Source organism: Bacillus sp. 41-22 (assembly GCF_025809295.1).
GTDB classification, from domain to species: Bacteria; Bacillota; Bacilli; order Bacillales; family Bacillaceae_G; genus Bacillus_A; species Bacillus_A mycoides.
In genome coordinates this window covers 3,589,837-3,614,996 of record NZ_CP084035.1, presented here as the reverse complement: position 1 = coordinate 3,614,996, position 25,160 = coordinate 3,589,837, and the positions used below count along the sequence as shown (strand labels likewise).

Sequence of the window (25,160 nt, the reverse complement as noted above, 5' to 3'; positions counted from 1 at the left end):
AATCCATATAAGATTCAGGGCTGAAGGTAAAGAAAGTAAAAGTAGACAACGCTTGACAATGAAAATTGCGATAGATACAATGAGAATGTATATTTTTTCTTATATACGATATACTCTTCTCAAGAAGAGAAGTAATATTCGGAGTAAGACTTAAATCTTGCCGAAATAATAATATGACATTTTAATTGTGAAATGAAGAAAGTCCCTTAAAAAAGCGGGACGACGGTCTTTGCTGTACGTTGTAATTCAATGTACATGCCGACAGTCTTTTTTCATTCATAGCAAGGGGAGGTGAAATCATGAGTAGTAGTACAGTTTGGATACTCATCTCCATTTTGCTTGCAACAGTCGGTGCAGTTGTTGGCTTTTTTGTTCGAAAGTCTATTGCTGAAGCGAAGATTAATGGTGCAGCTAATGAAGCAAAACGTATTCTAGACGAAGCGAATCGTGATGCTGAAGCACTTAAGAAAGAAGCGCTTTTAGAAGCAAAGGATGAAATTCATACACTTCGTACAGAAGCTGAATTAGAAATTCGTGACCGTAGAAGCGAATTACAAAAACAAGAAAATCGTTTAATGCAAAAAGAAGAGAACCTTGATCGTAAAGACGAAACGCTCGATAACCGCGAGCGACAGTTAGAAAAGAAAGAGGAATCTCTTGTAGCGAAACAACAACAGATTGAAGAGTTGGAAAGCAAAGTGGGAGAGTTAGTTCAAAAGCAACAAACAGAATTAGAGCGCATTTCCAATCTGACCCGCGAACAAGCGAAAGCAATTATTCTTGGTAAAGTGGAAAGTGAAGTTTCTCATGAAATTGCCGTTATGGTAAAAGAAAGTGAAGTTCGCGCGAAAGAAGAAGCGGATAAGAAGGCAAAAGAGATTTTATCTCTTGCAATGCAAAGATGTGCAGCTGATCATGTTGCTGAAACAACCGTTTCGGTTGTAAATCTTCCAAATGACGAAATGAAGGGACGTATTATCGGACGTGAAGGTCGTAACATTCGTACGTTAGAAACGTTAACAGGTATTGACCTTATTATCGATGATACACCAGAAGCTGTAATTCTATCAGGATTTGACCCGATTCGTCGTGAAACAGCTCGTATCGCTCTTGATAAACTAGTACAGGACGGACGTATTCACCCAGCGCGTATTGAAGAGATGGTCGAAAAATCAAGACGTGAAGTGGACGAGTATATTCGTGAAGTCGGAGAGCAAACAACGTTTGAAGTGGGTGTTCATGGCTTACATCCAGATTTAATTAAAATTTTAGGTCGTTTAAAATACCGTACAAGTTACGGACAAAACGTCTTAAAACACTCTATGGAAGTTGCATACTTAACTGGACTTATGGCAGCGGAGCTTGGTGAGGATGAAAAACTAGCAAGACGTGCTGGTCTATTACATGATATCGGAAAAGCAATCGATCATGAAGTAGAAGGTAGCCACGTTGAAATTGGTGTTGAACTCGCAACGAAATATAAAGAGCATCCTGTTGTAATAAACAGTATCGCATCTCACCATGGTGACACAGAACCAACTTCTATCATTGCAGTTCTAGTTGCTGCAGCAGATGCATTATCAGCTGCAAGACCGGGAGCTCGTAGTGAAACGCTTGAGAATTACATTCGTCGTCTTGAAAAGTTAGAAGAAATTTCAGAGTCTTATGAAGGCGTAGAAAAATCTTTCGCAATTCAAGCAGGACGTGAAGTTCGTATTCTGGTAAAACCAGATACAATTGATGATTTAGAAGCTCATCGTTTAGCTCGTGATATTCGAAAACGTATTGAAAATGAACTGGATTATCCAGGACATATTAAAGTAACTGTTATTCGTGAAACACGTGCAGTGGAATACGCAAAATAAAGTGGTGAAACACCACTTTATTTTTTTGTGTTGGAATTGGGTAAAATAAAGAAAATTATTTATGAGCAGTATGCAAGTGAAAGAAACTTATAATAGATAAATTGTAACTGTTGTAAGGAAATAGCTTTAAGGTTATAGTATGGTAATAAAAAATGTAGTACATAGAAAGGGTAAGACATATGAGAATATTATTTGTTGGGGATGTAGTAGGATCTCCTGGTAGAGACATGATTCAACAGTACGTACCGGCATTAAAGAAGAAATATACACCGACAGTAACAATTATTAATGGAGAAAATGCTGCGGGTGGACGTGGAATTACGGAAAAAATATATCGAAACTTTTTAGAGTGCGGGGCACAAGCGGTTACGCTTGGAAACCACGCTTGGGATAACCGTGAAGTATTTGAATTTATCGATGATGCAAAATATCTTGCAAGACCAGCTAACTTCCCAGAAGGAACGCCGGGAAAAGGGCTTATCTTTGTAAATTGTAATGGAACAGAAGTTGCAGTTATTAACTTACAAGGACGTACTTTCCTTCCTCCAATTGATTGTCCATTCCGTAAAGTGGATGAGTTAATCAGTATTGCAAAAAAACGTACAAACATTATCTTTGTTGATTTTCATGCTGAAACAACAAGTGAGAAGCAGGCGTTAGGTTGGTATGTAGACGGTCGTGCTACAGCGGTAGTAGGTACACATACACACGTTCCTACAGCTGATAATCGTATTTTACCAAGCGGAACAGCTTATATTACAGATGTTGGTATGACAGGCCCATATGATGGGATTTTAGGTATGGATCGCGAAGCGGTATTGAAGAAGTTTTTAACGAACTTACCAGTGCGTTTTGAAGTGACGAATGGTAGAACACAATTAAGTGCAGTGTTAATTGATGTGGATCCTAATACAGGGAAAGCAAAGAAAATTGAGCGCATTTTAATTAATGATGACCAGCCATTTTTTGACTGATTTTTAACAAAAAGTTAGAGAATTCGTTATATTTTAATTTTTTAGAAAAATTACAGAAATTTAGCAGGAATACGTGCCATTCCTCGTGAATATAAGTTAAAGTGAAATAATTGCTATTACTTTTTATAGAAACGAGGAGGAAACGCGGAATGGAAATATTAAAAGTTAAAGCAACGTCGGTCCCTAATTCTGTAGCTGGTGCACTTGCAGGTGTTATTCGCGAACGCGGAACAGCAGAAATTCAAGCTATTGGTGCAGGTGCATTAAACCAAGCGGTAAAGGCAGTAGCAATTGCAAGAGGATTTGTAGCGCCTAGCGGTTTGGACTTGATTTGTATCCCAGCGTTTACAGATATTATGATTGATGGTGAAGAGCGTACAGCGATAAAATTAATTGTAGAACCTCGTTAAGTTGAAACAACCTGTTTGCATGTATGCAAACAGGTTGTTTTTGTAATGGAGGAATGAAAATGAAAATTTTTGATGCACATTGCGATGTACTCTTTCAGTTATGGAGTGCAAAGGGAAAAAAAGACTTTCAAAACGATTCACAATTACATATTACATTTGAACAATTAATGAAAAGAAAAGGAAGTATACAATGCTTTGCTATATATATACCAGAAACAGTAGCGTATGAAAAGCGTTTTGAAGTTGCGCTGCAAATGATAGATATTTTTCATAATGAAATTCTATCGCTACCAGGAATGAAGTTTATTCAGACAAAAAACGATATTAACATGCTAAAACAGGACGAGATTGGAGCATTATTAACATTAGAAGGATGCGAAGCAATTGGAAAAGAAGCGATGAAATTACGTTTGTTTTATCGCTTAGGTGTACGTTCCTTTGGATTGACATGGAACTATGCCAATCTGTTAGCTGATGGAGCGCTAGAGGCACGTGGAGCAGGTTTAACTACATTTGGTAGACAAGTTGTACAAGAACTTAATACGTTACATTTATGGACCGATGTGTCTCACTTAAATGAAAGAAGCTTTTGGGATGTTATTGAAATTGCTAAAAACCCAATTGCATCTCATTCAAACTGTTATCAACTTTGTGGGCATCCACGCAATTTAACCGATGAACAAATAAGAGCCCTTATAAAGAAAAATAGCATTATTGGTATTACTTTCGTACCGCAGTTTTTAACGAATGAAAGACAAGCGAATATAGCAGATATATTAAGGCATGTGGAATATATTTGTTCATTAGGTGGAGAAAAAAATATAGGATTCGGTTCTGATTTTGATGGGATTTTAGAAACTGTTGTAGGTGTAGAAGTATATAGGGATTATGAAAATATAATTAATCAACTGTGTAAAAAGTATAATGAATCAACTGTAGAGCGATTTTTGTATAAAAATTTTGTTGACTGTATAACGTTCTAAAAATTATATTTTAATAATTCGGAAGAGTTAAAATAAATTCACTTGAATTTATTGATTTTTTTAAGACCTAATACTAGAATGGTAAACGAAATAGCATTATACTAAAGATTCAGGGAAAACAGAAGAGGCATAATTTGCGTCCATTGTAGTTTATTTGCATAAAAAATGCTAAACTAATACTGTAAAAAAATACACTACAATGAATGCAGCCAAAAGGGGTGTAGGAGATGATTAGTCAACTTTCATGGAAAGTTGGAGGCCAACAAGGTGAAGGAATTGAAAGTACAGGGGAAATCTTCTGTATTGCATTAAACCGATTAGGATATTACCTATACGGTTACCGCCACTTCTCATCACGTATTAAAGGCGGCCATACAAATAATAAAATTCGTGTAAGTACAACAGAAGTACGCGCGATCTCAGATGATTTAGATATTTTAATTGCTTTTGATCAAGAAACAATTGATTTTAACTTCCACGAACTACGTCCGGGCGGAATTGTAGTTGCGGATGCGAAATTTAATCCGACAATACCTGATAATACAGATGTAAATCTATATGTGATACCGTTTACAGATATCGCTTCAGAATTAGGCACATCTTTAATGAAAAATATGGTTGCTGTTGGGGCATCTAGTGCGGTATTAGGATTAGACGAAACAGCTTATTTAGAGGTTGTTGAAGAAATCTTTGGTCGTAAAGGAGAGCAAGTCGTTCAAAAGAATATGGAAGCAATTAAACGCGGCTCTCAATACATGAAAGAATTGCTTGGTGAGAAAGTAAACATGATGCAGCTTGAAAAAGCTGACGGTAAGAAACGCATGTTTATGATTGGAAACGACGCAATCGCATTTGGTGCGGTAACTGGTGGCGCTCGCTTTATGTCTGCATATCCAATCACACCTGCATCTGAAATTATGGAATATTTAATTAAAAAGTTACCGAAAGTCGGCGGAACAGTAATCCAAACTGAGGATGAAATCGCAGCTTGTACAATGGCGATCGGTGCAAACTACGCTGGTGTTCGTACATTAACAGCATCTGCTGGTCCTGGTCTTTCTTTAATGATGGAAGCAATTGGTTTAGCAGGTATTACTGAAACACCGCTAGTTATCATTGATACACAACGCGGTGGTCCAAGTACGGGCTTACCAACAAAACAAGAGCAGTCTGACTTAATGGCTATGATTTACGGAACACATGGTGAAATTCCAAAAATCGTAATGGCGCCAAGTACAGTTGAAGAAGCTTTCTATGATATTGTAGAAGCGTTTAACTTAGCAGAAGAATATCAAGTGCCTGTTATTTTCTTAACAGATTTACAGCTTTCTTTAGGAAAGCAAACAGTAGAACCACTTAAGTTAGATAAAGTGGAAATTCGTCGTGGTAAGCTTGATTTAGAAGTAGAATTACCAGAACGTGAAAATAAAGCATACTTCAAGCGTTATGAAGTAACAGAAGATGGAATTTCACCACGTGTTTTACCTGGTATGAAAAATGGTATTCACCATGTTACAGGTGTAGAACATGATGAAACGGGTAAACCATCTGAATCAGCGTTAAATCGTAAAGATCAAATGGACAAACGTTTCCGTAAAATGGCGAATTTACAGTTTAATACCCCTATTTACAAAAATGCTAAGCATGATGACGCAGACGTATTGTTAGTAGGCTTTAACTCAACTCGTGGTGCGATCGAAGAGGCAATGCAGCGTTTAGAACAAGAAGGAATGAAAGTAAACCATGCCCATGTACGTTTAATTCATCCGTTCCCAACAGCTGAAATCGATCCACTTGTGAAAAAAGCGAAGCGTGTTGTAGTAGTAGAAAACAATGCAACTGGTCAGCTTGCTAACATTATGAAAATGAATCTTGGCAATGGCGAGAAAATTTCTAGTCTTTTAAAATACGATGGAAATCCATTCTTGCCGAAAGAGATTTACAACGAATGTAAAAAAGGGGTTGTATTAAATGGCAACATTTAAGGACTTTCGTAACAGTGTAAAACCAAACTGGTGCCCAGGTTGCGGAGACTTCTCGGTGCAGGCTGCGATTCAGCGTGCGGCAGCTAACGTTGGTTTAAATCCAGATGAGCTAGCTGTTATTTCTGGTATCGGCTGTTCCGGTCGTATTTCAGGGTATATTAATTCATATGGTTTGCATAGTATTCACGGACGTGCTCTTCCAATTGCACAAGGTGTGAAAATGGCAAATCGTGATTTAACAGTTATTGCATCCGGTGGTGACGGTGATGGTTTTGCGATTGGTATGGGACATACAATCCATTCTATTCGTCGTAACATTGATATTACGTACATCGTAATGGATAACCAAATTTACGGATTAACAAAAGGTCAAACTTCACCACGTAGTGAAGCTGGATTTAAAACGAAAAGTACACCACAAGGTTCAATTGAACCATCACTAAATGTTATGGAAATGGCTTTAACAGCTGGTGCGACATTTGTGGCGCAAAGCTTTTCAAGTGATTTAAAAGAATTAACGCAAATTATTGAAGCTGGTATTAACCATAAAGGCTTTTCATTAATTAATGTATTTAGTCCATGTGTTACTTATAATAAAGTAAATACTTATGATTGGTTTAAAGAGAATTTAACGAAACTAAGTACAGTAGAAGGATATGATCCATCTAACCGCATGATGGCTATGCAAACATTAATGGAAAAGAACGGGTTAGTAACAGGTTTAATTTATCAAAACACAAAGCAGCCTTCTTACCAAGAGCTTGTAAAAGACTATAGTGAAAAACCTTTAGTGCAAGCTGATTTGAATATGGATCAGAAAATGTTTGATGAGCTTGTTGCTGAATTTATGTAATGATCGGAGAGAAGGTTGCCGCTTGGTAACCTTCTTTTTGAGTGAATAAAAATAATTAATAGATTTGTTTACTTAGAAAATTCAGAATGATAAAATAATATATAAATCGTTGTATAAAAATAGCATGTTCATTAACTGTGAAATGAAATATAGGATAAGAAGCCTTCTTCGTTAAAGTTGGCTAAAGGCTCTATACTATGATAATGTGTATAGGGATAAAGCAATATACTTTTGGGTAGGACAAGATGAAATAAAAAAAAGGGAATGTCTATTTGTGTGGGGAAGACTTCATTCTTACGGATGATTAGATCGATTACTCAAGTTTCAAAGGGCAAGTTATCTCTCATGCTATCAACATCATTGAGATGGGTCTAAGCGCATTAAAATGGACTACAGAGTGTGTGTATAGTTAAGGGTGAAAGGAGATTACCGATGAACGAGCAACAACGATTAGCAAGTCGACAAGCAAATTCCTCTACGAAAAAAGAAGAGAAAGATTATAGTAAATACTTTGAAAGTGTATACCAACCACCTTCCTTGAAATTGGCGAAAAAGCGTGGGAAAGAAGAAGTTAAAATTGAAAGAGATTTTGGCCTACCTGAAGAGTTTCGCAATTTTGGCGCAGGAAGAAAGTTTTACATTCGTACATATGGCTGTCAAATGAATGAGCATGATACAGAAGTAATGGCTGGGATTTTTACAACACTTGGATATGAGCCAACCTTTTCAACTGAAGAGGCAGATGTAATTTTATTAAATACTTGTGCAATTCGTGAAAATGCTGAAAATAAAGTGTTCGGTGAACTTGGTCATTTAAAATCATTAAAGCGAAGAAATCCGGATCTTATAATTGGTGTATGTGGTTGTATGTCTCAAGAGGAATCTGTTGTAAATAAAATTATGCAAAAAAATCAGCATGTAGATATGGTGTTTGGTACACACAATATTCATAGATTACCGTATATTCTAAAGGACGCAATGTTCTCAAAAGAGACGGTAGTTGAAGTTTGGTCAAAAGAAGGGGATGTAATTGAAAACCTTCCGAAAGTACGTCGTGGTGATATTAAAGCTTGGGTAAATATTATGTATGGCTGTGATAAGTTTTGTACATATTGTATTGTACCGTATACACGCGGAAAAGAGCGCAGCAGACGTCCAGAAGATATTATTAAAGAAATTCGCCATTTAGCTGCGAACGGTTATAAAGAAATTACGTTACTTGGACAAAACGTAAACGCATACGGTAAAGACTTTGAAGATATACAATATGGTCTTGGCGATTTAATGGATGAACTTCGTAAAATCGATATCGCGCGTATTCGTTTTACAACAAGTCATCCACGTGATTTTGACAATCATTTAATTGATGTTCTTGGAAAAGGTGGTAACCTAGTAGAACATATCCACTTACCGGTTCAATCTGGTAGTACAGATATGCTTAAAATTATGGCGCGTAAATATTCGCGAGAACACTATTTAGAGCTTGTACGAAAAATTAAAGAAACAATTCCGAATGCAGTGCTAACGACTGATATTATCGTTGGTTTCCCAAATGAAACGGATGAGCAGTTTGAAGAGACGATGTCGTTATATCGTGAAGTAGGATTTGATACGGCATTTACATTTATTTATTCTCCGCGTGAAGGTACACCAGCTGCAAAAATGCAAGATAATGTTCCGATGGAAGTGAAGAAAGAGCGATTACAACGCTTAAATACACTAGTGAATGAATATGCAGTTAATAAGAATAAGTGTTATATAGGTCAAATTGTAGAAGTATTAGTTGAGGGAGAAAGTAAGAATAATCCTGAAGTACTTGCGGGATATACACGTACGAATAAACTTGTAAACTTTGTTGCTTCAAAATCTTTAATTGGTCAGCTTGTGAAAGTAAAAATAACGGAAGCAAAAACTTGGTCTCTTAACGGGGAATTGGTTAAGGAGCCGATTGAGGTGAAATAATAGATGAAAGTATATACGAAAGATGAAATTGTTGAGCAAGCGAAAGAATTAGCAAAAATGATCTCTGAAACAGAAGAAGTCGATTTCTTTAAGCGAGCAGAAGCACAAATTCATAAAAATGAAAATGTAAAGCGAGCAATTGATGAAATAAAAGCTTTGCAAAAACAAGCAGTAAACTTGCAACATTATGGGAAATGGGAAGCTTTGAAAAAAGTAGAAGCTGAAATTGATGCACTTCAAGATAAGTTAGATAATATCCCAGTTGTACAGGAGTTTAAATCTTCACAAACATATGTAAATGACTTACTACAGCTAGTTGCTAGTACCATTTCTAACAATGTAACAGATGAAATATTAGTTTCAACTGGCGGCGATGTGTTGAAGGGCGAAACTGGTGCAGCAGTAGAAAGTAAAAAAGGAAATTGTGGTTGTTAAAGAGATGTCTTATTGACATCTCTTTTTTTTAGTGGGTTATATCGGAAATTCTTCTCAAAAAAAAGAATGACACATTCCGCTATTGTCACGCATATGATTAAGTGAATAGTGATTGAGGAGGGTTACGAATGTCCGAATTTAGAGAGATTATTACAAAAGCAGTGGTTGGAAAAGGACGTAAGTATACAAAGTCAACGCATACATGTGAATCGAATAATGAGCCAACAAGTATTTTAGGGTGCTGGGTAATTAACCATTCGTACGAAGCGAGAAAGAATGGAAAACATGTGGAAATTGAAGGTTTCTATGATGTAAACACTTGGTATTCATTTGATGGAAACACAAAGACTGAAGTTGTAACAGAACGTGTTAACTACAATGATGAAGTAAGTATTGGGTATCGTGATAAAAACTTCTCTGGTGACGATTTAGAAATTATTGCTCGTGTAATTCAGCCGCCAAATTGTTTAGAAGCTCTTGTATCGCCAAATGGTAATAAAATTGTTGTGACGGTAGAACGTGAATTTGTAACAGAAGTAGTTGGGGAAACGAAAATTTGTGTAAGTGTAAATCCTGAAGGTTGCGTAGAATCAGACGAGGATTTCCAAGTCGATGATGATGAGTTTGAAGAATTAGATCCGAACTTTATCGTCGATGCAGAAGAAGAGTAAGAGAAGGCTAGGGAGAAGTTCTTCCTAGCTTTTTACAGTACATAAGTGGTTCTGCATGAACATGATTCCTTATGAAATGTGCTATAATGAGGAGAGACTCCTGGAATAGGAGATATGGATGTCCGTGAATTGTGACATATATGAATATAGATTATTATGTAAGAATTATGGAGGAAAGACATGACGCAATATACGCCTATGATACAGCAATACTTAAAGGTTAAGGCAGACTATCAAGATGCCTTTTTATTTTTCCGATTAGGTGATTTTTATGAAATGTTCTTTGAAGATGCGGTTAAAGCAGCTCATGAACTTGAAATTACATTAACGAGCCGAGATGGTGGTAGTAGTGAACGTATACCGATGTGTGGTGTACCGCATCATGCAGCTAAAAATTATATTGAACAACTTGTTGAAAAAGGATATAAAGTAGCTGTTTGTGAGCAAGTGGAAGACCCAAAAACAGCTAAAGGTGTAGTACGTCGTGAAGTAGTACAACTAATTACGCCAGGAACGATGATGGAAGGGCGTACAATAGACGAGAAGGAGAATAACTTCTTAGCAGCATTAACACATTTCGAAGATGGATCTTATGCGCTAGCTTGTAATGACTTAACGACTGGACAAAATACAGTGACGTTATTAACTGGTTCAGTAGAAGATATTTTATTAGAAGTGTATGCGACTGGTTCAAAAGAAATTGTTGTAGATTCTACATTTTCAAAAGATGAATTAAATAAGTTAACTGAAACATTAAAAATGACGATTTCGTATGAAGATGCAACAACTATTCCAGAAGGATTAGAACATCTTGTGAAAAGTGTTTCCCAAGCAAAATTAATTAAAGCAATTGGACGCTTATTTAACTATGTGATAAGAACACAAAAACGTTCGTTAGATCACTTGCAACCAGTAGAAATTTATTACACGAATCAATTTATGAAAATTGATGTGCATTCAAAACGTAATTTAGAGTTAACAGAGACTCTTCGCACGAAGGAAAAGACAGGCTCATTATTATGGCTATTAGACAAAACAAAAACGGCTATGGGTGGGCGTATGTTAAAACAGTGGATGGAACGTCCGCTTATCCAGAAAGAAAAAGTTGAAGAGCGTTTAGAAATGGTTGAAACGTTTGTAAATGATTACTTCTTACGTGAAGATTTAAAAGAAAAGTTAAAAGAAGTATATGATTTAGAGCGTTTAGCAGGGAAAGTTGCATTTGGTAATGTAAATGCACGGGACTTATTACAATTAAGACGTTCTTTACTGCAAGTACCAGCTATTTTAGAAGCGATTAGTCTTTTAGATAATGCTTATGCAGCAAGGTTAATTCAAGGTGCAGATCCATGTGAGAGCTTAACTGAATTACTAGGAAGAAGTATTCAAGAAAACCCACCGCTTTCTATTAAAGATGGAGATATTATTAAAGATGGCTATAATGATAAGCTTGATCAATATCGTTACGTTAGTAAAAACGGAAAAACGTGGATTGCTGAGCTTGAAAAACAAGAGCGTGATATTACAGGGGTTAAATCATTAAAAATTGGGTACAACCGTATTTTCGGCTACTATATTGAAGTGACGAAGGCTAATCTTGCAGCACTTCCAGAAGGGCGCTATGAGCGTAAACAAACACTTGCAAATGCAGAGCGTTTCATAACAGATGAGCTAAAAGAAAAAGAAACATTAATCTTAGAAGCAGAAGAGAAAATTGTACAATTAGAATACGATTTATTTACAGCACTTCGCGAAGAAGTAAAAGTATTCATTCCGAAATTACAGCATTTAGCGAAAGTAATTAGTGAACTAGACGTACTGCAAAGCTTTGCGACAGTTAGTGAAGAAGAGCAGTTTGTAAAACCTGTTTTAACAAATAAGCGCGAAATCTTTATTAAAGATGGTCGTCATCCTGTCGTTGAAAAAGTATTGAACGGGAAATTGTATGTACCGAATGATTGTATTATGCCGGAGAAGATGGATGTCTTTTTAATTACAGGACCGAACATGTCTGGTAAAAGTACGTATATGAGACAATTAGCACTTGTTACTGTTATGTCACAAATTGGTTGTTTTGTACCAGCGACAGAAGCAGTATTACCTGTCTTCGATCAAATCTTTACGAGAATTGGTGCAGCGGATGATTTAATCTCAGGTCAAAGTACATTTATGGTTGAAATGTTAGAAGCGAAAAATGCAATTGCAAATGCATCAGAGAGAAGTTTAATTTTATTCGATGAAATTGGACGCGGTACATCCACGTATGATGGTATGGCACTTGCGCAAGCAATCATTGAACATATTCATGACCAAATTGGTGCGAAAACATTATTCTCTACACATTATCATGAATTAACAGTGTTAGAAGAAAGTTTAGACCAACTAAAGAATGTACATGTTTCAGCAATTGAAGAGAATGGAAAAGTAGTTTTCCTTCATAAAATTCAAGATGGAGCGGCTGATAAAAGTTACGGAATTCACGTTGCTCAACTTGCCGAGCTTCCAGAGAGCTTAATCGCTCGCGCGAAAGAAGTGTTAGCACAACTAGAAGGACAGGAAGAAATTGTTATTCCGAAACGAGTAGAAGTGAAAGTGCCAGAAGTCGCTCCAGAACCAGTTGTTGTAAAAGAAGAACCAGCAGAAATACAAGAAAAGAAAGAAGAGACTGAAGAAGATTCACAACTATCTTTCTTTGGAGGAGAACAGTCTTCGAAAAATCAAGACAAGCCTGTGCTAAATCCAAAAGAAACGGCAGTACTTGCACAAATTAAAAAGATTGATTTACTCGATATGACGCCTTTAGAAGCGATGAATGAACTGTATCGTTTACAGAAAAAGTTAAAGAAAGGATGAGTAAGTAGATGGGGAAAATTCGCAAACTCGATGATCAACTCTCTAACTTAATTGCGGCAGGGGAAGTAGTAGAGCGCCCGGCCTCAGTTGTAAAAGAACTCGTGGAAAATTCCATCGATGCGAATAGTACATCTATTGAAATCCACTTAGAAGAAGCTGGATTATCGAAGATTCGCATCATTGATAATGGAGATGGTATTGCTGAAGAAGATTGTATCGTTGCATTTGAACGACACGCAACGAGTAAAATTAAAGATGAAAATGATTTATTTCGTATAAGAACGCTCGGTTTCCGCGGAGAGGCCCTGCCGAGTATTGCCTCAGTGAGTGAATTAGAATTAATTACGAGCACAGGTGATGCGCCTGGTACACACCTTAGTATTAAAGGTGGAGACATTATAAAACAAGAGAAAACGGCAAGCCGAAAAGGAACAGATATTACTGTACAAAACTTATTTTTTAATACACCAGCGCGTCTTAAATATATGAAAACTATTCATACAGAGCTTGGGAACATTACAGATATCGTGTATCGTATTGCAATGTCTCATCCAGAAGTATCGTTAAAACTGTTTCATAATGAAAAGAAATTGCTTCATACATCAGGGAATGGTGATGTAAGACAAGTACTTGCATCGATTTACAGCATTCAAGTTGCGAAGAAGCTTATTCCGATTGAAGCTGAATCTCTAGACTTTACAATTAAAGGATATGTAACATTACCAGAAGTAACGAGAGCGTCGCGTAACTATATGTCAACGATTGTAAATGGCCGTTACGTTCGAAATTTCGTATTAATGAAAGCCATTCAGCAAGGATATCATACGTTATTGCCAATCGGACGATACCCAATCGGCTTCTTATCAATTGAAATGGATCCAATGCTTGTTGATGTCAACGTACATCCAGCAAAATTAGAAGTACGCTTTAGTAAAGAACAAGAATTGCTAAAGCTTATCGAAGAAACATTGCAAGCTGCATTCAAAAAAATACAACTCATTCCAGATGCTGGTGTAACAACGAGGAAAAAAGAAAAAGATGAAAGTGTGCAAGAACAGTTCAAGTTTGAGCATACAAAACCGAGAGAATCATCTATGCCTAACATCGTTTTACCAACAGGAATGGATGAGAAACAAGAAGAAACAACGACTGTAAAACAACCAGCACAACTGTGGCAACCGCCGAAGCAAGAATGGCAACCACCACAGTCACTAGTAAGAGAAGAGCAAAGCTGGCAGCCATCCTCTAAGCCGGTAATAGAACAAACGGTTCGAGAGGAAAAGGAATGGACTAGCAACGATGACGATTTTGAATTAGAGGAATTGGAAGAAGAAGTTCACGAAATAAAAGAGATTGAAATGAACGGTAACGATTTACCACCACTTTATCCAATTGGACAGATGCACGGAACATATATTTTCGCTCAAAATGATAACGGGCTATATATGATTGATCAGCATGCTGCGCAGGAGCGCATCAATTATGAATATTTCCGTGATAAAGTGGGACGAGTTACGCAAGAAGTACAAGAATTACTTGTACCGTACCGCATAGATTTATCTCTTACCGAATTTTTACGTGTCGAAGAGCAGTTAGAAGAACTAAAAAAAGTCGGACTATTTTTAGAGCAGTTTGGTCATCAATCCTTTATCGTTCGTTCGCATCCAACGTGGTTCCCGAAAGGACAAGAAACAGAAATCATTGATGAGATGATGGAGCAAGTCGTCAAACTAAAAAAAGTGGATATTAAAAAGTTACGTGAAGAAGCAGCCATCATGATGAGCTGTAAAGCATCTATTAAAGCAAATCAATATTTAACGAACGATCAAATATTTGCTTTACTTGAAGAACTTCGGACAACAACAAACCCATATACATGTCCGCATGGAAGACCGATTCTGGTGCATCATTCTACTTATGAGTTGGAGAAGATGTTTAAGAGGGTTATGTAGGTATACTATGATTTTGGATATGATTTAATAAAAAAGAAGCGATGAAATACATCGCTTCTTTTTTTGTTTGCATTTAGTTTAAGAGCTTTTCTTTTTGTTTAGTAAATTCTTCATCTGTAATGATTTTTTTATCTTTTAAAATCGCTAATTTTTCAATTTCATCTGCGACAAACATGTTGTTAGGAAGAGGGGAAATATTTGTTTGTTCCTGACTGTCAGTCATATATTCTTGGATAATTGAATCTATTATCTGTGGTTGCATAATTTTGGATTCGATTTTTTGATAATATGCTGGAGTGTGTATTGCAAGTCTTATATTCTCTAGGGCCTGTGTAAGGTGTCGGGTGTCCTTTAATTGGGAAGAAAACATTTCTTCTAAAACCCCTTGACGGATAGGTGCCCAAATGAAAAATATAATTATTAGTATAAGAGAACTAATTCCTAAAAAATAGCCTATTGCTTGAGAAACGTCATTAAATATTTTATTAGTAGGATTATTAATCCATTGATTGAGTGCTGTCCAAGCAGGAATGATAAATAACAAAGATAATCCACCATAGGTTGAAAGGATAGTAGCCCATCCTTTTTTTTCAAGGTGTTCAATTCGTTTATGAAAAATGTCTATTAAAAAGTCTAATGTTTTTTCATCTGTTTTTGGATCTCCATTTAATATGTTGTTTTGAATTAAAAAAGATTTAATTATTAAACTAATCGATTCATTCCAATAAGGGCTTTTCACATTAATTTTATACTTTTTCAAAGCTTGTTCTTGGGCTGGATAAATCACTATTTTTTTGAAAAGCTGGAAAAGGATAATAACAATTAAACAGTATATTATTAGGTATGTAACTGGGGCGGTTAATGTTGTATTGTTATTGCCTGAAAATAAACTATATAAGTAAAATGCTATAAAAAATAAAGTAATTATAGTGAAAATACTTTTAGATATTCTATACTGTACCGCGATAGGCTTATAAATCAAATTCCAACTGGTTAGTTTGCTTTTATAAAAATCTAGTAATTGATTCTCTATCAAAGTCACTTAGTCTCCTTTTTACACTGTGGATTTTAATATTATTATATCAAATTATTTGTTTTTAAACATTTTATAATGTGTGTTCCTTTAATATTTCTATTTCATTTATGTGTTCTGAATCAATTATATTTATTTCGATACATCTTTGTAGTTTTTTATTAACATTTATTAACAGAAGGAAGATTAGGAGATTTTTTAAGTAATTTAATTGATTTTAACAAAAAATATAACAACATAGATATAGTTGTTACAGGCAGAACAACTGCTTTTGCCGATTTAAACAAGTTTATACCACTTGGCTCTCATATAATAAATCTTAAAGAGTTCTCTGTATACAAAACAGAAGAGTGGTTATACAAATGGCAGTGTTACAAAAAAATATCTGAGAAAAATATACAAGATATACTTGCTTATAATCACTCAACTAGCTCTTTATTAAGTGTTCCGTTAATGTTATATATGTTTTGTACAATGCTAGAAGATGAAGGGGAATTAATAAACGATATATTTGAGCTGAAAAAATGGCAATTTTATCAAAAGTTACTTGATTGGACTTGTGCAACCAGTAAATTCATTAAAAATGATGATTTTAATCTTTTGCGAAGAGTATTTACAATTAAAGAACTCGCGGAAATTAAGCGGAAATTGAATAGAAATATAGCGTTATCAATGTATAATAAAGGAAGTTTTCACATAACAGATACGGATATAATTAAAAGGAAGCTTATGCCTGACTGCCATTTTAATAAATTAGAAATAAATGAGATAGGTAGAAAAGAGCATTTACTGACAAATACATTTATTGTATTAAATTACATGAGACCTTCTAAAGAACAAGATAATCATGGTCATATCGTATTTGAATTTGTACACAAGAGTTTTTATGAATTTTTAGCTGCGGAAGCTGTTATTGAGGCTTTACATAGTTTAAGTATTAACGATATGAGCATGGATGCAATCGCTGAAGTTTTTTATGAAAGTTTCGGTAGATTGAATATTAGTTGGGAAATCAGAACTTTTATTGAAAATTTAATGGATGAAATTCTCCCTGTTAAACTAGCGATTATTTATGAAAATTTATTGGATTTTTATTATTCATTCCATCTTCCAAGGGTTTTCATTAATACACATAGTTCAAAAGTAATTGGTGAATACTTTAATAAATATCCTGAAAATATATCTAAAAAACTAGAAATGGAAAGTAATGTTACAAGTGCTTTACTTTTTTTACTGCCACAATTAGCTCAATTGTGCAGAAAAAGGTTTAAAATAGGGAAGGAAAAGTATGATTTTAAAAATTTTTCTCTACATTCCAGTACAATAAATAATAATGATTTTTTAGATTTAAGTTTTTCTGAGTTTAATAAAATTAGTTTGCAAGGTATGAATTTAGGCACAACAGACTTCTCTGAATGTTATATAGATTCATGTGATTTAGATTATACACAGTTTGTTAATTCGGAATTTGATGATTGTCAAATTTTAAATTCAAATATGAAATCAGTAAATTTAAGGGGTGCGTCATTTTCTAATGCGGTACTAAAGCAGCTAACCATAAAGGAATCTGATTTTTCAGATGCTATATTTGAGAATGCTATTTTAGAAAAAGTGAAAATTGAAGAATCTAACATGCATAATGTAACATTTGGAAATTTTTCTAGATTAGAAGGAATTAAAATATATAAATCTGATTTATCGCATGTGATATTTGAAAATTGTTATATTTTAGATTCGATGTTAAAAAAAATTGTGATAGCATATGGTAGTTTTGAAAATATTAAAATTGAAAACTGTGATCTTACTGACTCAGATTTTTCTTATTCAACAATGACTGGCTTGTTACAACAATCAGTGTGTATAAACTCACAATTTATTAAATGTAATTTTAAGGGGGGAGACTGTTCAAATTCGGATTTTACTAATGCAAATTTCAGCGGGGCTAACCTTGAGGGTGTGAACTTTTCAAATGCTAACTTATCCAATGTTAATTTTAAAGGAGCTAACCTAAAAGGGGCGATTTTCACTAATGCCAATTTATCCAAAGTGGATTTCTCAAATATATATTTAGATGATACTTATTCACTAGAGTGCGATTTTACTAATGCTTTATTAGCTGATACTAACTTTACTACTTTGGATTTAACTAAATCTAAAATGAAAGGTACTAAGCTTATTAGAGCTAATTTAAGTTTTGCTAATTTATCAAAAATGGATTTATCGAATATAAATTTAAAATATGCCAAAGTTGTAAATTCCAATTTAAGTGAATCTATTCTGGTTTTTTCAGAAATAGTAGAAGCTAAAATCTGTAATGCCTGCTTACGTTATTGCGATTTAACAGGAGTTGATTTTTTAGATTCAATCATCCAGGATTCTGATTTCAGCTTTTCAGACTTAACTTTAACTAATATTGAGGGTCGTTTAAGCGTATATGTTAATAATAAAGATATTAATGTAAAACGTTCTTGAATTTAATATCAAAGGATTTTTAATATTAAATTAATACTCTGAGAGCACTAATTTAATGCATGTTAAATGGGATAGAGGTTTTTAGGGTGGAAAATTAATTGAATTAGTAATTATCATTTAATTAATTTTAACTGGGCATGACAGTAATTAGTTTTTTTCTTTTTTATTATGTAGATTCTGGATTGTTAAAATAGTAATCATAAAGTTTTTGAAATCCTTCATTGTGCCATTCAAATTTGATTACAGTGTACTTTGCTTAGAATTAAATTTATTATGTTAAATAATTTAATTCTAGGCAAAGGTAACTTCAATTTATCTATGTATAAAAAAGCGCTGTATATCAGCACTTTTTAAAAGTACATGAGTTGTATAAGAAAGATTTATATATTACCTATAACTATGCAAGGTCTAATATAGATTCTTATTTGATTAATTGTTATAAAAGTGTATAAGGTTATTTATTTTTATTATTATTAATTTTTTCAGTATATAAAACCTGCTCTTTATAATGCTTTTTAATTGGGAAGTTATGTGTACCAGAGCCGTTTTTGAAAGTTTTATTGATGGGGTTTTTTAGAGGGACTGTTGTAGTTTCGGTAAATTCATATGGGTAATTTATTTTAGATTTATCTTCAAACATGAAAATGCCTCCTTTTTAGGATTTCCTGAATTCTTTACTATAACATGATATGCATATAGATTTTTTTTGGACTAGTTATTTATATAGGTTAATGGAATTTAATTACGTAACTACTGAAATATTTCAAAGGAAAACAATGTGAGAAATATATTATAATGATTTCTTTTATTTATTAGCGAAGGGAATCTTGCATATATATTCGTTATAGATTGTTTTTATAATGTAATATATATATAGTTTTCCTGATAATATAATGTGGAATATTATAGTGTTATTAGGTTATTAGGAACATTTAATGTTGTTTCACAACTGAAAGGGAATTGAAAAAAAACTGAAACTTTTCTCATAAAAATTCAATCTTACTTGAAAAATGAAAGGAAAATGAAATTTTCTAAAAGGAATTCTTTGTTAAGATAAAAAGCATACATACAAAAAAGTATTGACATATCTCAAAAATGTATTTTCGAGATATAGTGGGGGAAAAGATGAGATTAGAAAAACAATTAATAAAAAAGATGTATTATGAAACATTCCTAATGGAGAATGAAACACACCCACCTCTTCAAGTACTTGGAGAAGCTTATGTAAACGAAGAAAAAAATGAGATTTCTGATGGATCTTATATTCGTTTTGCACAAGGTGAATTTTATTATCACCATCAAGATTTTGAAGCAGCTATTTTTAAATGGGAGAAAGTTAGTAATGAACTAGCACCATGGGCACAAAAAAATATTGCGGATGCTTACTTCGAACTTAACCAATTATCAGTTGCTGAAAATGTGTATACTTCCATTACTACTGATAACAAAATACTTATGACCGAAATTGTACTGCAATTACTGTCTCTTTACATCGAGCAAAATAATTTTGATTCAGCTTTCGCTGTTATAAAAGAAGCGGTTTCTTTAAATCCCGATTATCCAAACGTCACAACAATTGCCCGTTCCTTTTATGAAGAACAGCAAGATTTTGATAGTGCAGTAGAGCTTGCTGTGAACGAGTTAATTCGAACAGAATCTTATCCGTGGTTTGAGGTTCTAAAAGAATATATCGATAAAGGATTTACTAAAAATATTTCACCAGACTATTTTTATAAAGTATTAGTTACATTAAATAATGTAGATCAAGTACAATTTACGCAAATTGTTTCATCACTTTGGCACAGCTATAAAGATGAACAAAATTACTTATTATGGCTCAACACAATAAATGAATTTTTCATACATATCGAAATACATTCGTCCGATATATGGGACGAAATTTCTTCTCTTTACGAAGAAACATACTTTGAATTAATTCAAGGTCAATATATGCTTAGACAATTACACGATATCATTCCAAACCTGTTAACAAATTGGTTAAAGGTAGTTAATCCCTCTCATGCTGTATTTCCATCTGCAGCAGTATTGGCATGGGATGAGATTTTTCCTTCTAAAATAGATTCAGCGGATATAAAAGATGCAGAAGACCTACTGTCATATTCTATTAATCATGTGAATGGCTTAGAGTATAGTTTACATCTTTTTGAATCTATTACACACTGGGCACAAGAACATGATTTAGAAATGGGTAACCGATTTAGCTGGTTAGTTGGTGAGCTTGCAGATTTAAGAACAAATCGCCTATTAGTAACTGGAACTTCAGGGAACGGAAAAGCTTCATTTATTAACTCTATTTTAGGAGAAAATATATTAGAAAACTCAATCTCAAATGTAGTTGTTTTTAAAAATGACGCTTATACAGAAATTAACGCTATAACAGATTCGGAAATTACAACAACTGAGAATTTCTCTGATTTCCATAACATGATGGCAGTGCATCGTCAAACATATAGAGATAGAGCGTGTGTTGAATTTAAATTACCATGCAGGTTTTTAAGTAAAAATAAACTTACATTCGTTGTTACACCTAGCTTTAATAGGAACAATGACGCGAGAGATGAGGTATTTGAATATTTAAACTCTGTAGATGAATTATTATTCGTATTGAATACGGATTCACCTTTTACTGACAAAGAACGTGACATTCTATTAAGTATCCAAGAACATACACCAAATCTACAAGTTCATTTCTTATTAAATAAAATCGATAACATTTACAATGAAGCAGAAGCAAAAAGAGTTATACAAGATACGCAAGTGAGAATAAATACATATTTCCCTAATGCAAGAGTTTTCCCTTATTCTTCGTTATATACAAATAGTAAACAACTAAACGATTTAACTGAGTTTATTCATTTTAACTTTAACCATAAAAATATCGATGTAGAACGTACTGAAAAGCTATTGTTTTTCATTCGAAAAACAATTACATATCTTTTGGATAAACGTGTCGAGAGGGAAAATAATCTAGTGGATTCTATTAATTGGAATGAAGATATGTTAGTTAAACTAAATGCTTGTATTAATAACCTTACTGCTTTTGAGAAGGAAAAAATTCATTTAATTACAGAAGCATATCGTACAATGAAAAACGAAATTACTAATGATCTTACAGAACATATTCCGAAACTATTGCAGAGTTGTTCCGATTTAATTAGTGAAGAAAGTGATTTTGGGCACATTGATATTGAACTAAATACAGCGATGAATGAAAGGGTGCAACAATATCTAGAACAAACTGTATTACCTAATCTTGCTCGCTCTATGCAAAATTGGATTGCGACTTCTAATAACGAGCTCCTTCAAAGTCAATTGTACTTAGCAGAAACCAGTGAAGGACTTAATTCTTTATTTGGAGAAAATCGAATACAGTTAGAATGTGACTTTAAAGTAATTGATGACTGGCGAAGAGATACTGATAGAATGACAACTAGAATACAAATGGAAGAAGTAAATATTTTACGCCGATTTACGCCAGCACAATTTTTACTGAAAAGTGCCGGTAAATTATTTGGAGTTCTTCCTAAAAATAAAGCTATGCTATATAACAAATACAAACAGTATTTAGAAAATGAAGATTATACCGATGTAACGGCTTCTATTATGAAGAAATTTTTCTTGCAGTTTGAGCTATTTGAAAACACACAAGAGCGGGATATTAATATGTTCTTTAGAAATCCATTTGGCTCGTTGGAACAAGCTGTAAAAAACACTCATTTAGAAATAAAAGAAAAACAAGATAAACTGCATAAAATGGAATCAAACCCTGAAGTTTATCATGATCCTATAACGCTCTTTGAATTGAGATTACGTCAATGTGAAGTAATCTTGAATATAGGTGAGGATAATTCCTATACAGATTTACCTTTAGAAACAATCATAGAATAAACGTAAAGTAACTCCAAAATATACAATAAAAGTTGATTTTGGAGTTGTTTTTTGTTTACATCTGTATAATATGTACGTTCTTTTTAATAGCAGATTGCATCATGTGTTATAAGAGAAGTAATAGGGAAAAGGGAGCAATAGCAATTAGTTGCTCCCTTTCCATTTAATTAGAGTATTTAAATGTCTGATAAATATTTTCCAACATGCAGACCACTTGCAGCTGCTTGAGATAATGAATGAGTGACGCCTGAACAATCTCCAATTAAAAATAGCCCATCCATACTTGTTTCAAAATGGTTATTGATTTTTATTGTAGGAGCATAGAACTTTCCATCAATTCCATATAATAAAGTATCTTTATCGATAGGTTCTTGGATAAATTGTTCTAAACGTAATAAAAATTTTTTGAGTCCTTCAATATATAATGGAGGAATTTCTTCATTCAAATCTCCATAATCTCCGTGTAGTGTAGGCTGTATACGATTATGTTTCATGTTGTTCTCGGCTGTAGGTTGTTTCTTTATTAAGTCCTCTAAACGCTGTATAACAATCCGATCTCGTCCTTGGTTAATGCTTTTAATAATTGAACTTGCGTATACATTTGCTTCTTTGAGAGTTGGAAAATAGCGCGGGATAAATAAAGTGAAATTTAAGTTAGAAGTGCCAGTTCCTTGCTCTCGAAAATTTTGACCGTCAGGCATAACTAAACCTTCTTCATACTTTCGAATAATGCGTCCTTTTGGATTCATACAGTAAGTAGTAGCCGTGAAATGTTCATGCTGATAAGAAAGTTTCGTCTCAAATGTATCTTTTAATATAGAACGTAATTGATGTTCTTTCATCTCTACCCTAATACCTAAATCTATACGGGTTTGTTCCTGTGCAATTTCAAGGGAAGAGCACATTTCTTTTAACCAATCCGTTCCAGAACGCCCAGTTGCAAATACTAATTGCTTAGAATGGACAGTTCCTTGATTTGTAGATATTTTAAAATGGTCTTGCTGCTTAACGACATGTTGTACATCTATATGAAATCGGATATCTATTTTGTTAAGTAAAAATTCATAGAGCTGCTGAAAAATGTTACTTGAAAGTGTAGTGCCAAGATGCCTTACTTCTGTTGTGAGCATTTGTAAACCACACGCTTCAGCTCTCTTAGTGAGATTTAGATTTTCTGTAGAATACTTTGAAACCGAACTTCCGCCAAACTGACATAGAATTTTATCTACTTCAGCCATGAGTTGTATAAAAGCTTTTTTACCTACTTTTTGCTCAAGTTCGCCACCAAATCCATTTGTATAATTAAATTTCCCTTCAGATTTTCCTAAACCACCAAATCCGAAATATTTATCACATGTAGTACAATTACACACTTTTCCTTGGTCTAAAGGACAATGGCGATCTTTTAGCGCTTTACCTTTATCAAGAATTAAAATCTTTTTGTTACTTTGGGCTAATGAATAAGCCATAAAGATGCTACTTACTCCAGCTCCGATAATTGTAACATCATACATATTCTTTCACCTGCTAACGAATAGTTTGTTTTTTATTTTCTTAGTGTATAACACTTTTATGAAGTTAAGAAATAGCTTTTATTAATAAAGAGGGAGTTTTTGAACTTGATGCTTTTTTAATTTCTCTGAGTGGTGGAGTAAATACAAATGTTTTTATTTGAAAGAAGAAATAGATTTAAATGATCACTATGTCATATGATTAATAAAATCTTACATATAAAAAAACAGACCTTTTAAGTAAAGAGGTCTGCTAATCATTGGAAATAGTTGTTAAGTGCATAAATTTGAAGAGAATTATAGTTTTATTTAGCGAAGACGTGGTTACCGATTACCGCTACTGTTTGACGTGTCGTAATCCATTTGTTTGTTGAAGTTTTTGGATTATAAAAATAAAGCCAATCAGAATGTATTCCATTTGTAGAGATAGCCTCTTCTACTGCCATTTTTGCTTCTGCGCTGGCAGGCTGATTAATTCTACCATCGGTAACAGGAGTAAATGCATATCCGCGTTTAATAGGTTCATAAATAACACCTGTTATTGTATTTGGAAAACCATTTGCATTTACACGATTCAAGATAACTTTCGCCACCGCTACTTTTCCTTTATATGATTCGCCACCTGCCTCAGCAGTAACTAAGCGTGCCATTAAGTCTTTTTCTTTTTCTGAAATACTTGAATTGATTTTTAAATGTTGTCCTGTATAAAGCTTGTTTCCGACTGTATTGTTAATTTGTTTTATAGATTGAACGGTAACATTGTAACGCTTTGCTATAATTTCTAATGAATCTCCCGGCTGTACTTGATAAATAATTTGTCCAGAGATGTTCTTAGGTTTGTCGTTTTGGTGAACAGTGACCTCATTTGATTTCATGGATCCTGGAATATGTAACTGTTCACCAATAAAAGTTTGATCTTTTCCTTTATTATTTGCTTGTTTAATAGATTGTATTGAAACTCCATATTGTTTACTGATACCCCAAAGTGTATCATTCTTTTTTACTGTATGAATGGTGGAAGCCTCAGCTACACCTTGATTACATACGAATGTAATTGCTGCCGCAGATAAAGGAATTATATGTTTTATTTTTAATAATTGCATTGTAAATCCTCCCAATAAAAAATTAAGTTTTAACTGTTGAGTAATGTAGTTCAGAGTATATAAGATATGTATTTATATTTTAATATAAGTATATTAGCACGTATAGAATAAATAATCATTATAAGTTTTTTATTTATATCATGTAGGACCCAAATATGAAATATTGCATATGAAAGCCCATTGAAGTTC

At 33.8% G+C, this 25,160-nt stretch carries 17 protein-coding genes; 13 read left to right on the top strand and 4 right to left on the bottom strand.

Annotated elements, in window-relative coordinates:
• Window positions 1–299 precede the first annotated feature (299 nt).
• From rny to mutL, 11 genes are all read left to right on the top strand, one after another.
• Window positions 300–1,865 carry a ribonuclease Y gene (gene rny / locus LCF45_RS18340; RefSeq protein WP_002014600.1) on the top strand — a complete coding sequence of 522 codons (1,566 nt, stop codon included), beginning with the start codon at window positions 300–302 and terminating at the stop codon, window positions 1,863–1,865.
• A 179-nt stretch (window positions 1,866–2,044) separates the two neighbouring features.
• Entirely contained in the window at window positions 2,045–2,839 is a 795-nt protein-coding gene (locus LCF45_RS18335; protein ID WP_002014601.1) for a TIGR00282 family metallophosphoesterase, read from the top strand.
• Between the two features lie 149 nt (window positions 2,840–2,988).
• Window positions 2,989–3,249: a stage V sporulation protein SpoVS gene (gene spoVS / locus LCF45_RS18330; RefSeq protein ID WP_000404341.1), complete on the top strand. Its 261-nt coding sequence runs from the start codon at window positions 2,989–2,991 to the stop codon at window positions 3,247–3,249.
• 59 nt (window positions 3,250–3,308) lie between these two features.
• Complete coding sequence (locus LCF45_RS18325) at window positions 3,309–4,232, top strand: dipeptidase (protein WP_002128703.1); 924 nt, start codon at window positions 3,309–3,311, stop codon at window positions 4,230–4,232.
• Window positions 4,233–4,459: 227 nt separating this feature from the next.
• Entirely contained in the window at window positions 4,460–6,217 is a 1,758-nt protein-coding gene (locus tag LCF45_RS18320) for a 2-oxoacid:acceptor oxidoreductase subunit alpha (RefSeq protein WP_002014603.1), read from the top strand.
• Entirely contained in the window at window positions 6,204–7,070 is an 867-nt protein-coding gene (locus LCF45_RS18315) for a 2-oxoacid:ferredoxin oxidoreductase subunit beta (RefSeq protein ID WP_002088040.1), read from the top strand. The genes LCF45_RS18320 and LCF45_RS18315 overlap by 14 nt, the downstream gene beginning before the upstream one ends.
• A 432-nt stretch (window positions 7,071–7,502) precedes the next feature.
• Window positions 7,503–9,032, top strand: coding sequence for a tRNA (N6-isopentenyl adenosine(37)-C2)-methylthiotransferase MiaB (miaB, locus tag LCF45_RS18310; protein WP_002128700.1), 1,530 nt, complete (start codon window positions 7,503–7,505; stop codon window positions 9,030–9,032).
• A gap of 3 nt (window positions 9,033–9,035) precedes the next feature.
• Window positions 9,036–9,467: a YlbF/YmcA family competence regulator gene (locus LCF45_RS18305; RefSeq protein WP_002033698.1), complete on the top strand. Its 432-nt coding sequence runs from the start codon at window positions 9,036–9,038 to the stop codon at window positions 9,465–9,467.
• A 128-nt stretch (window positions 9,468–9,595) separates the two neighbouring features.
• On the top strand, window positions 9,596–10,138 hold the full coding sequence (gene cotE, locus LCF45_RS18300) for an outer spore coat protein CotE (RefSeq protein ID WP_002014610.1): 543 nt from the start codon (window positions 9,596–9,598) through the stop codon (window positions 10,136–10,138).
• 180 nt (window positions 10,139–10,318) lie between these two features.
• Window positions 10,319–12,991, top strand: a complete 2,673-nt coding sequence (gene mutS, locus LCF45_RS18295) for a DNA mismatch repair protein MutS (protein WP_263893101.1) — start codon at window positions 10,319–10,321, stop codon at window positions 12,989–12,991.
• An 8-nt stretch (window positions 12,992–12,999) separates the two neighbouring features.
• Window positions 13,000–14,943: a DNA mismatch repair endonuclease MutL gene (mutL, locus tag LCF45_RS18290; RefSeq protein ID WP_002167757.1), complete on the top strand. Its 1,944-nt coding sequence runs from the start codon at window positions 13,000–13,002 to the stop codon at window positions 14,941–14,943.
• Window positions 14,944–15,016: 73 nt separating this feature from the next.
• On the opposite strand, the gene LCF45_RS18285 is transcribed toward mutL, so the two are convergent.
• Window positions 15,017–15,985, bottom strand: coding sequence for an SHOCT domain-containing protein (locus LCF45_RS18285; RefSeq protein ID WP_002167758.1), 969 nt, complete (start codon window positions 15,983–15,985; stop codon window positions 15,017–15,019).
• Window positions 15,986–16,429: 444 nt separating this feature from the next.
• On the opposite strand from LCF45_RS18285, the gene LCF45_RS18280 reads away from it, so the two are divergent.
• The gene (locus LCF45_RS18280; protein ID WP_016120675.1) at window positions 16,430–18,448 is read left to right on the top strand and encodes a pentapeptide repeat-containing protein; all 2,019 of its coding nucleotides are present in this window, start codon (window positions 16,430–16,432) and stop codon (window positions 18,446–18,448) included.
• Window positions 18,449–18,902: 454 nt separating this feature from the next.
• On the opposite strand, the gene LCF45_RS18275 is transcribed toward LCF45_RS18280, so the two are convergent.
• Window positions 18,903–19,088, bottom strand: a complete 186-nt coding sequence (locus LCF45_RS18275; protein WP_000461142.1) for a hypothetical protein — start codon at window positions 19,086–19,088, stop codon at window positions 18,903–18,905.
• Window positions 19,089–19,573: 485 nt separating this feature from the next.
• Here LCF45_RS18275 and LCF45_RS18270 point away from each other — a divergent pair, with 485 nt between their 5' ends.
• Window positions 19,574–22,357: a dynamin family protein gene (locus LCF45_RS18270; protein ID WP_078203099.1), complete on the top strand. Its 2,784-nt coding sequence runs from the start codon at window positions 19,574–19,576 to the stop codon at window positions 22,355–22,357.
• Window positions 22,358–22,533: 176 nt separating this feature from the next.
• On the opposite strand, the gene LCF45_RS18265 is transcribed toward LCF45_RS18270, so the two are convergent.
• Together LCF45_RS18265 and LCF45_RS18260 are read right to left on the bottom strand one after the other, a co-directional pair.
• Window positions 22,534–23,871 carry an NAD(P)/FAD-dependent oxidoreductase gene (locus LCF45_RS18265; protein ID WP_033731171.1) on the bottom strand — a complete coding sequence of 446 codons (1,338 nt, stop codon included), beginning with the start codon at window positions 23,869–23,871 and terminating at the stop codon, window positions 22,534–22,536.
• Window positions 23,872–24,173: 302 nt separating this feature from the next.
• Window positions 24,174–24,971, bottom strand: a complete 798-nt coding sequence (locus tag LCF45_RS18260; RefSeq protein ID WP_002167762.1) for a cell wall hydrolase — start codon at window positions 24,969–24,971, stop codon at window positions 24,174–24,176.
• Window positions 24,972–25,160 lie beyond the last annotated feature (189 nt).

Bases quoted from the DNA above. Each gene is read 5' to 3' on its own strand.
- rny (WP_002014600.1), top strand. From the start codon at position 300: ATGAGTAGTAGTACAGTTTGGATACTCATCTCCATTTTGCTTGCAACA.
- LCF45_RS18335 (WP_002014601.1), top strand. From the start codon at position 2,045: ATGAGAATATTATTTGTTGGGGATGTAGTAGGATCTCCTGGTAGAGAC.
- spoVS (WP_000404341.1), top strand. From the start codon at position 2,989: ATGGAAATATTAAAAGTTAAAGCAACGTCGGTCCCTAATTCTGTAGCT.
- LCF45_RS18325 (WP_002128703.1), top strand. From the start codon at position 3,309: ATGAAAATTTTTGATGCACATTGCGATGTACTCTTTCAGTTATGGAGT.
- LCF45_RS18320 (WP_002014603.1), top strand. From the start codon at position 4,460: ATGATTAGTCAACTTTCATGGAAAGTTGGAGGCCAACAAGGTGAAGGA.
- LCF45_RS18315 (WP_002088040.1), top strand. From the start codon at position 6,204: ATGGCAACATTTAAGGACTTTCGTAACAGTGTAAAACCAAACTGGTGC.
- miaB (WP_002128700.1), top strand. From the start codon at position 7,503: ATGAACGAGCAACAACGATTAGCAAGTCGACAAGCAAATTCCTCTACG.
- LCF45_RS18305 (WP_002033698.1), top strand. From the start codon at position 9,036: ATGAAAGTATATACGAAAGATGAAATTGTTGAGCAAGCGAAAGAATTA.
- cotE (WP_002014610.1), top strand. From the start codon at position 9,596: ATGTCCGAATTTAGAGAGATTATTACAAAAGCAGTGGTTGGAAAAGGA.
- mutS (WP_263893101.1), top strand. From the start codon at position 10,319: ATGACGCAATATACGCCTATGATACAGCAATACTTAAAGGTTAAGGCA.
- mutL (WP_002167757.1), top strand. From the start codon at position 13,000: ATGGGGAAAATTCGCAAACTCGATGATCAACTCTCTAACTTAATTGCG.
- LCF45_RS18280 (WP_016120675.1), top strand. From the start codon at position 16,430: ATGTTATATATGTTTTGTACAATGCTAGAAGATGAAGGGGAATTAATA.
- LCF45_RS18275 (WP_000461142.1), bottom strand. From the start codon at position 19,088: ATGTTTGAAGATAAATCTAAAATAAATTACCCATATGAATTTACCGAA.
- LCF45_RS18270 (WP_078203099.1), top strand. From the start codon at position 19,574: ATGAGATTAGAAAAACAATTAATAAAAAAGATGTATTATGAAACATTC.
- LCF45_RS18265 (WP_033731171.1), bottom strand. From the start codon at position 23,871: ATGTATGATGTTACAATTATCGGAGCTGGAGTAAGTAGCATCTTTATG.
- LCF45_RS18260 (WP_002167762.1), bottom strand. From the start codon at position 24,971: ATGCAATTATTAAAAATAAAACATATAATTCCTTTATCTGCGGCAGCA.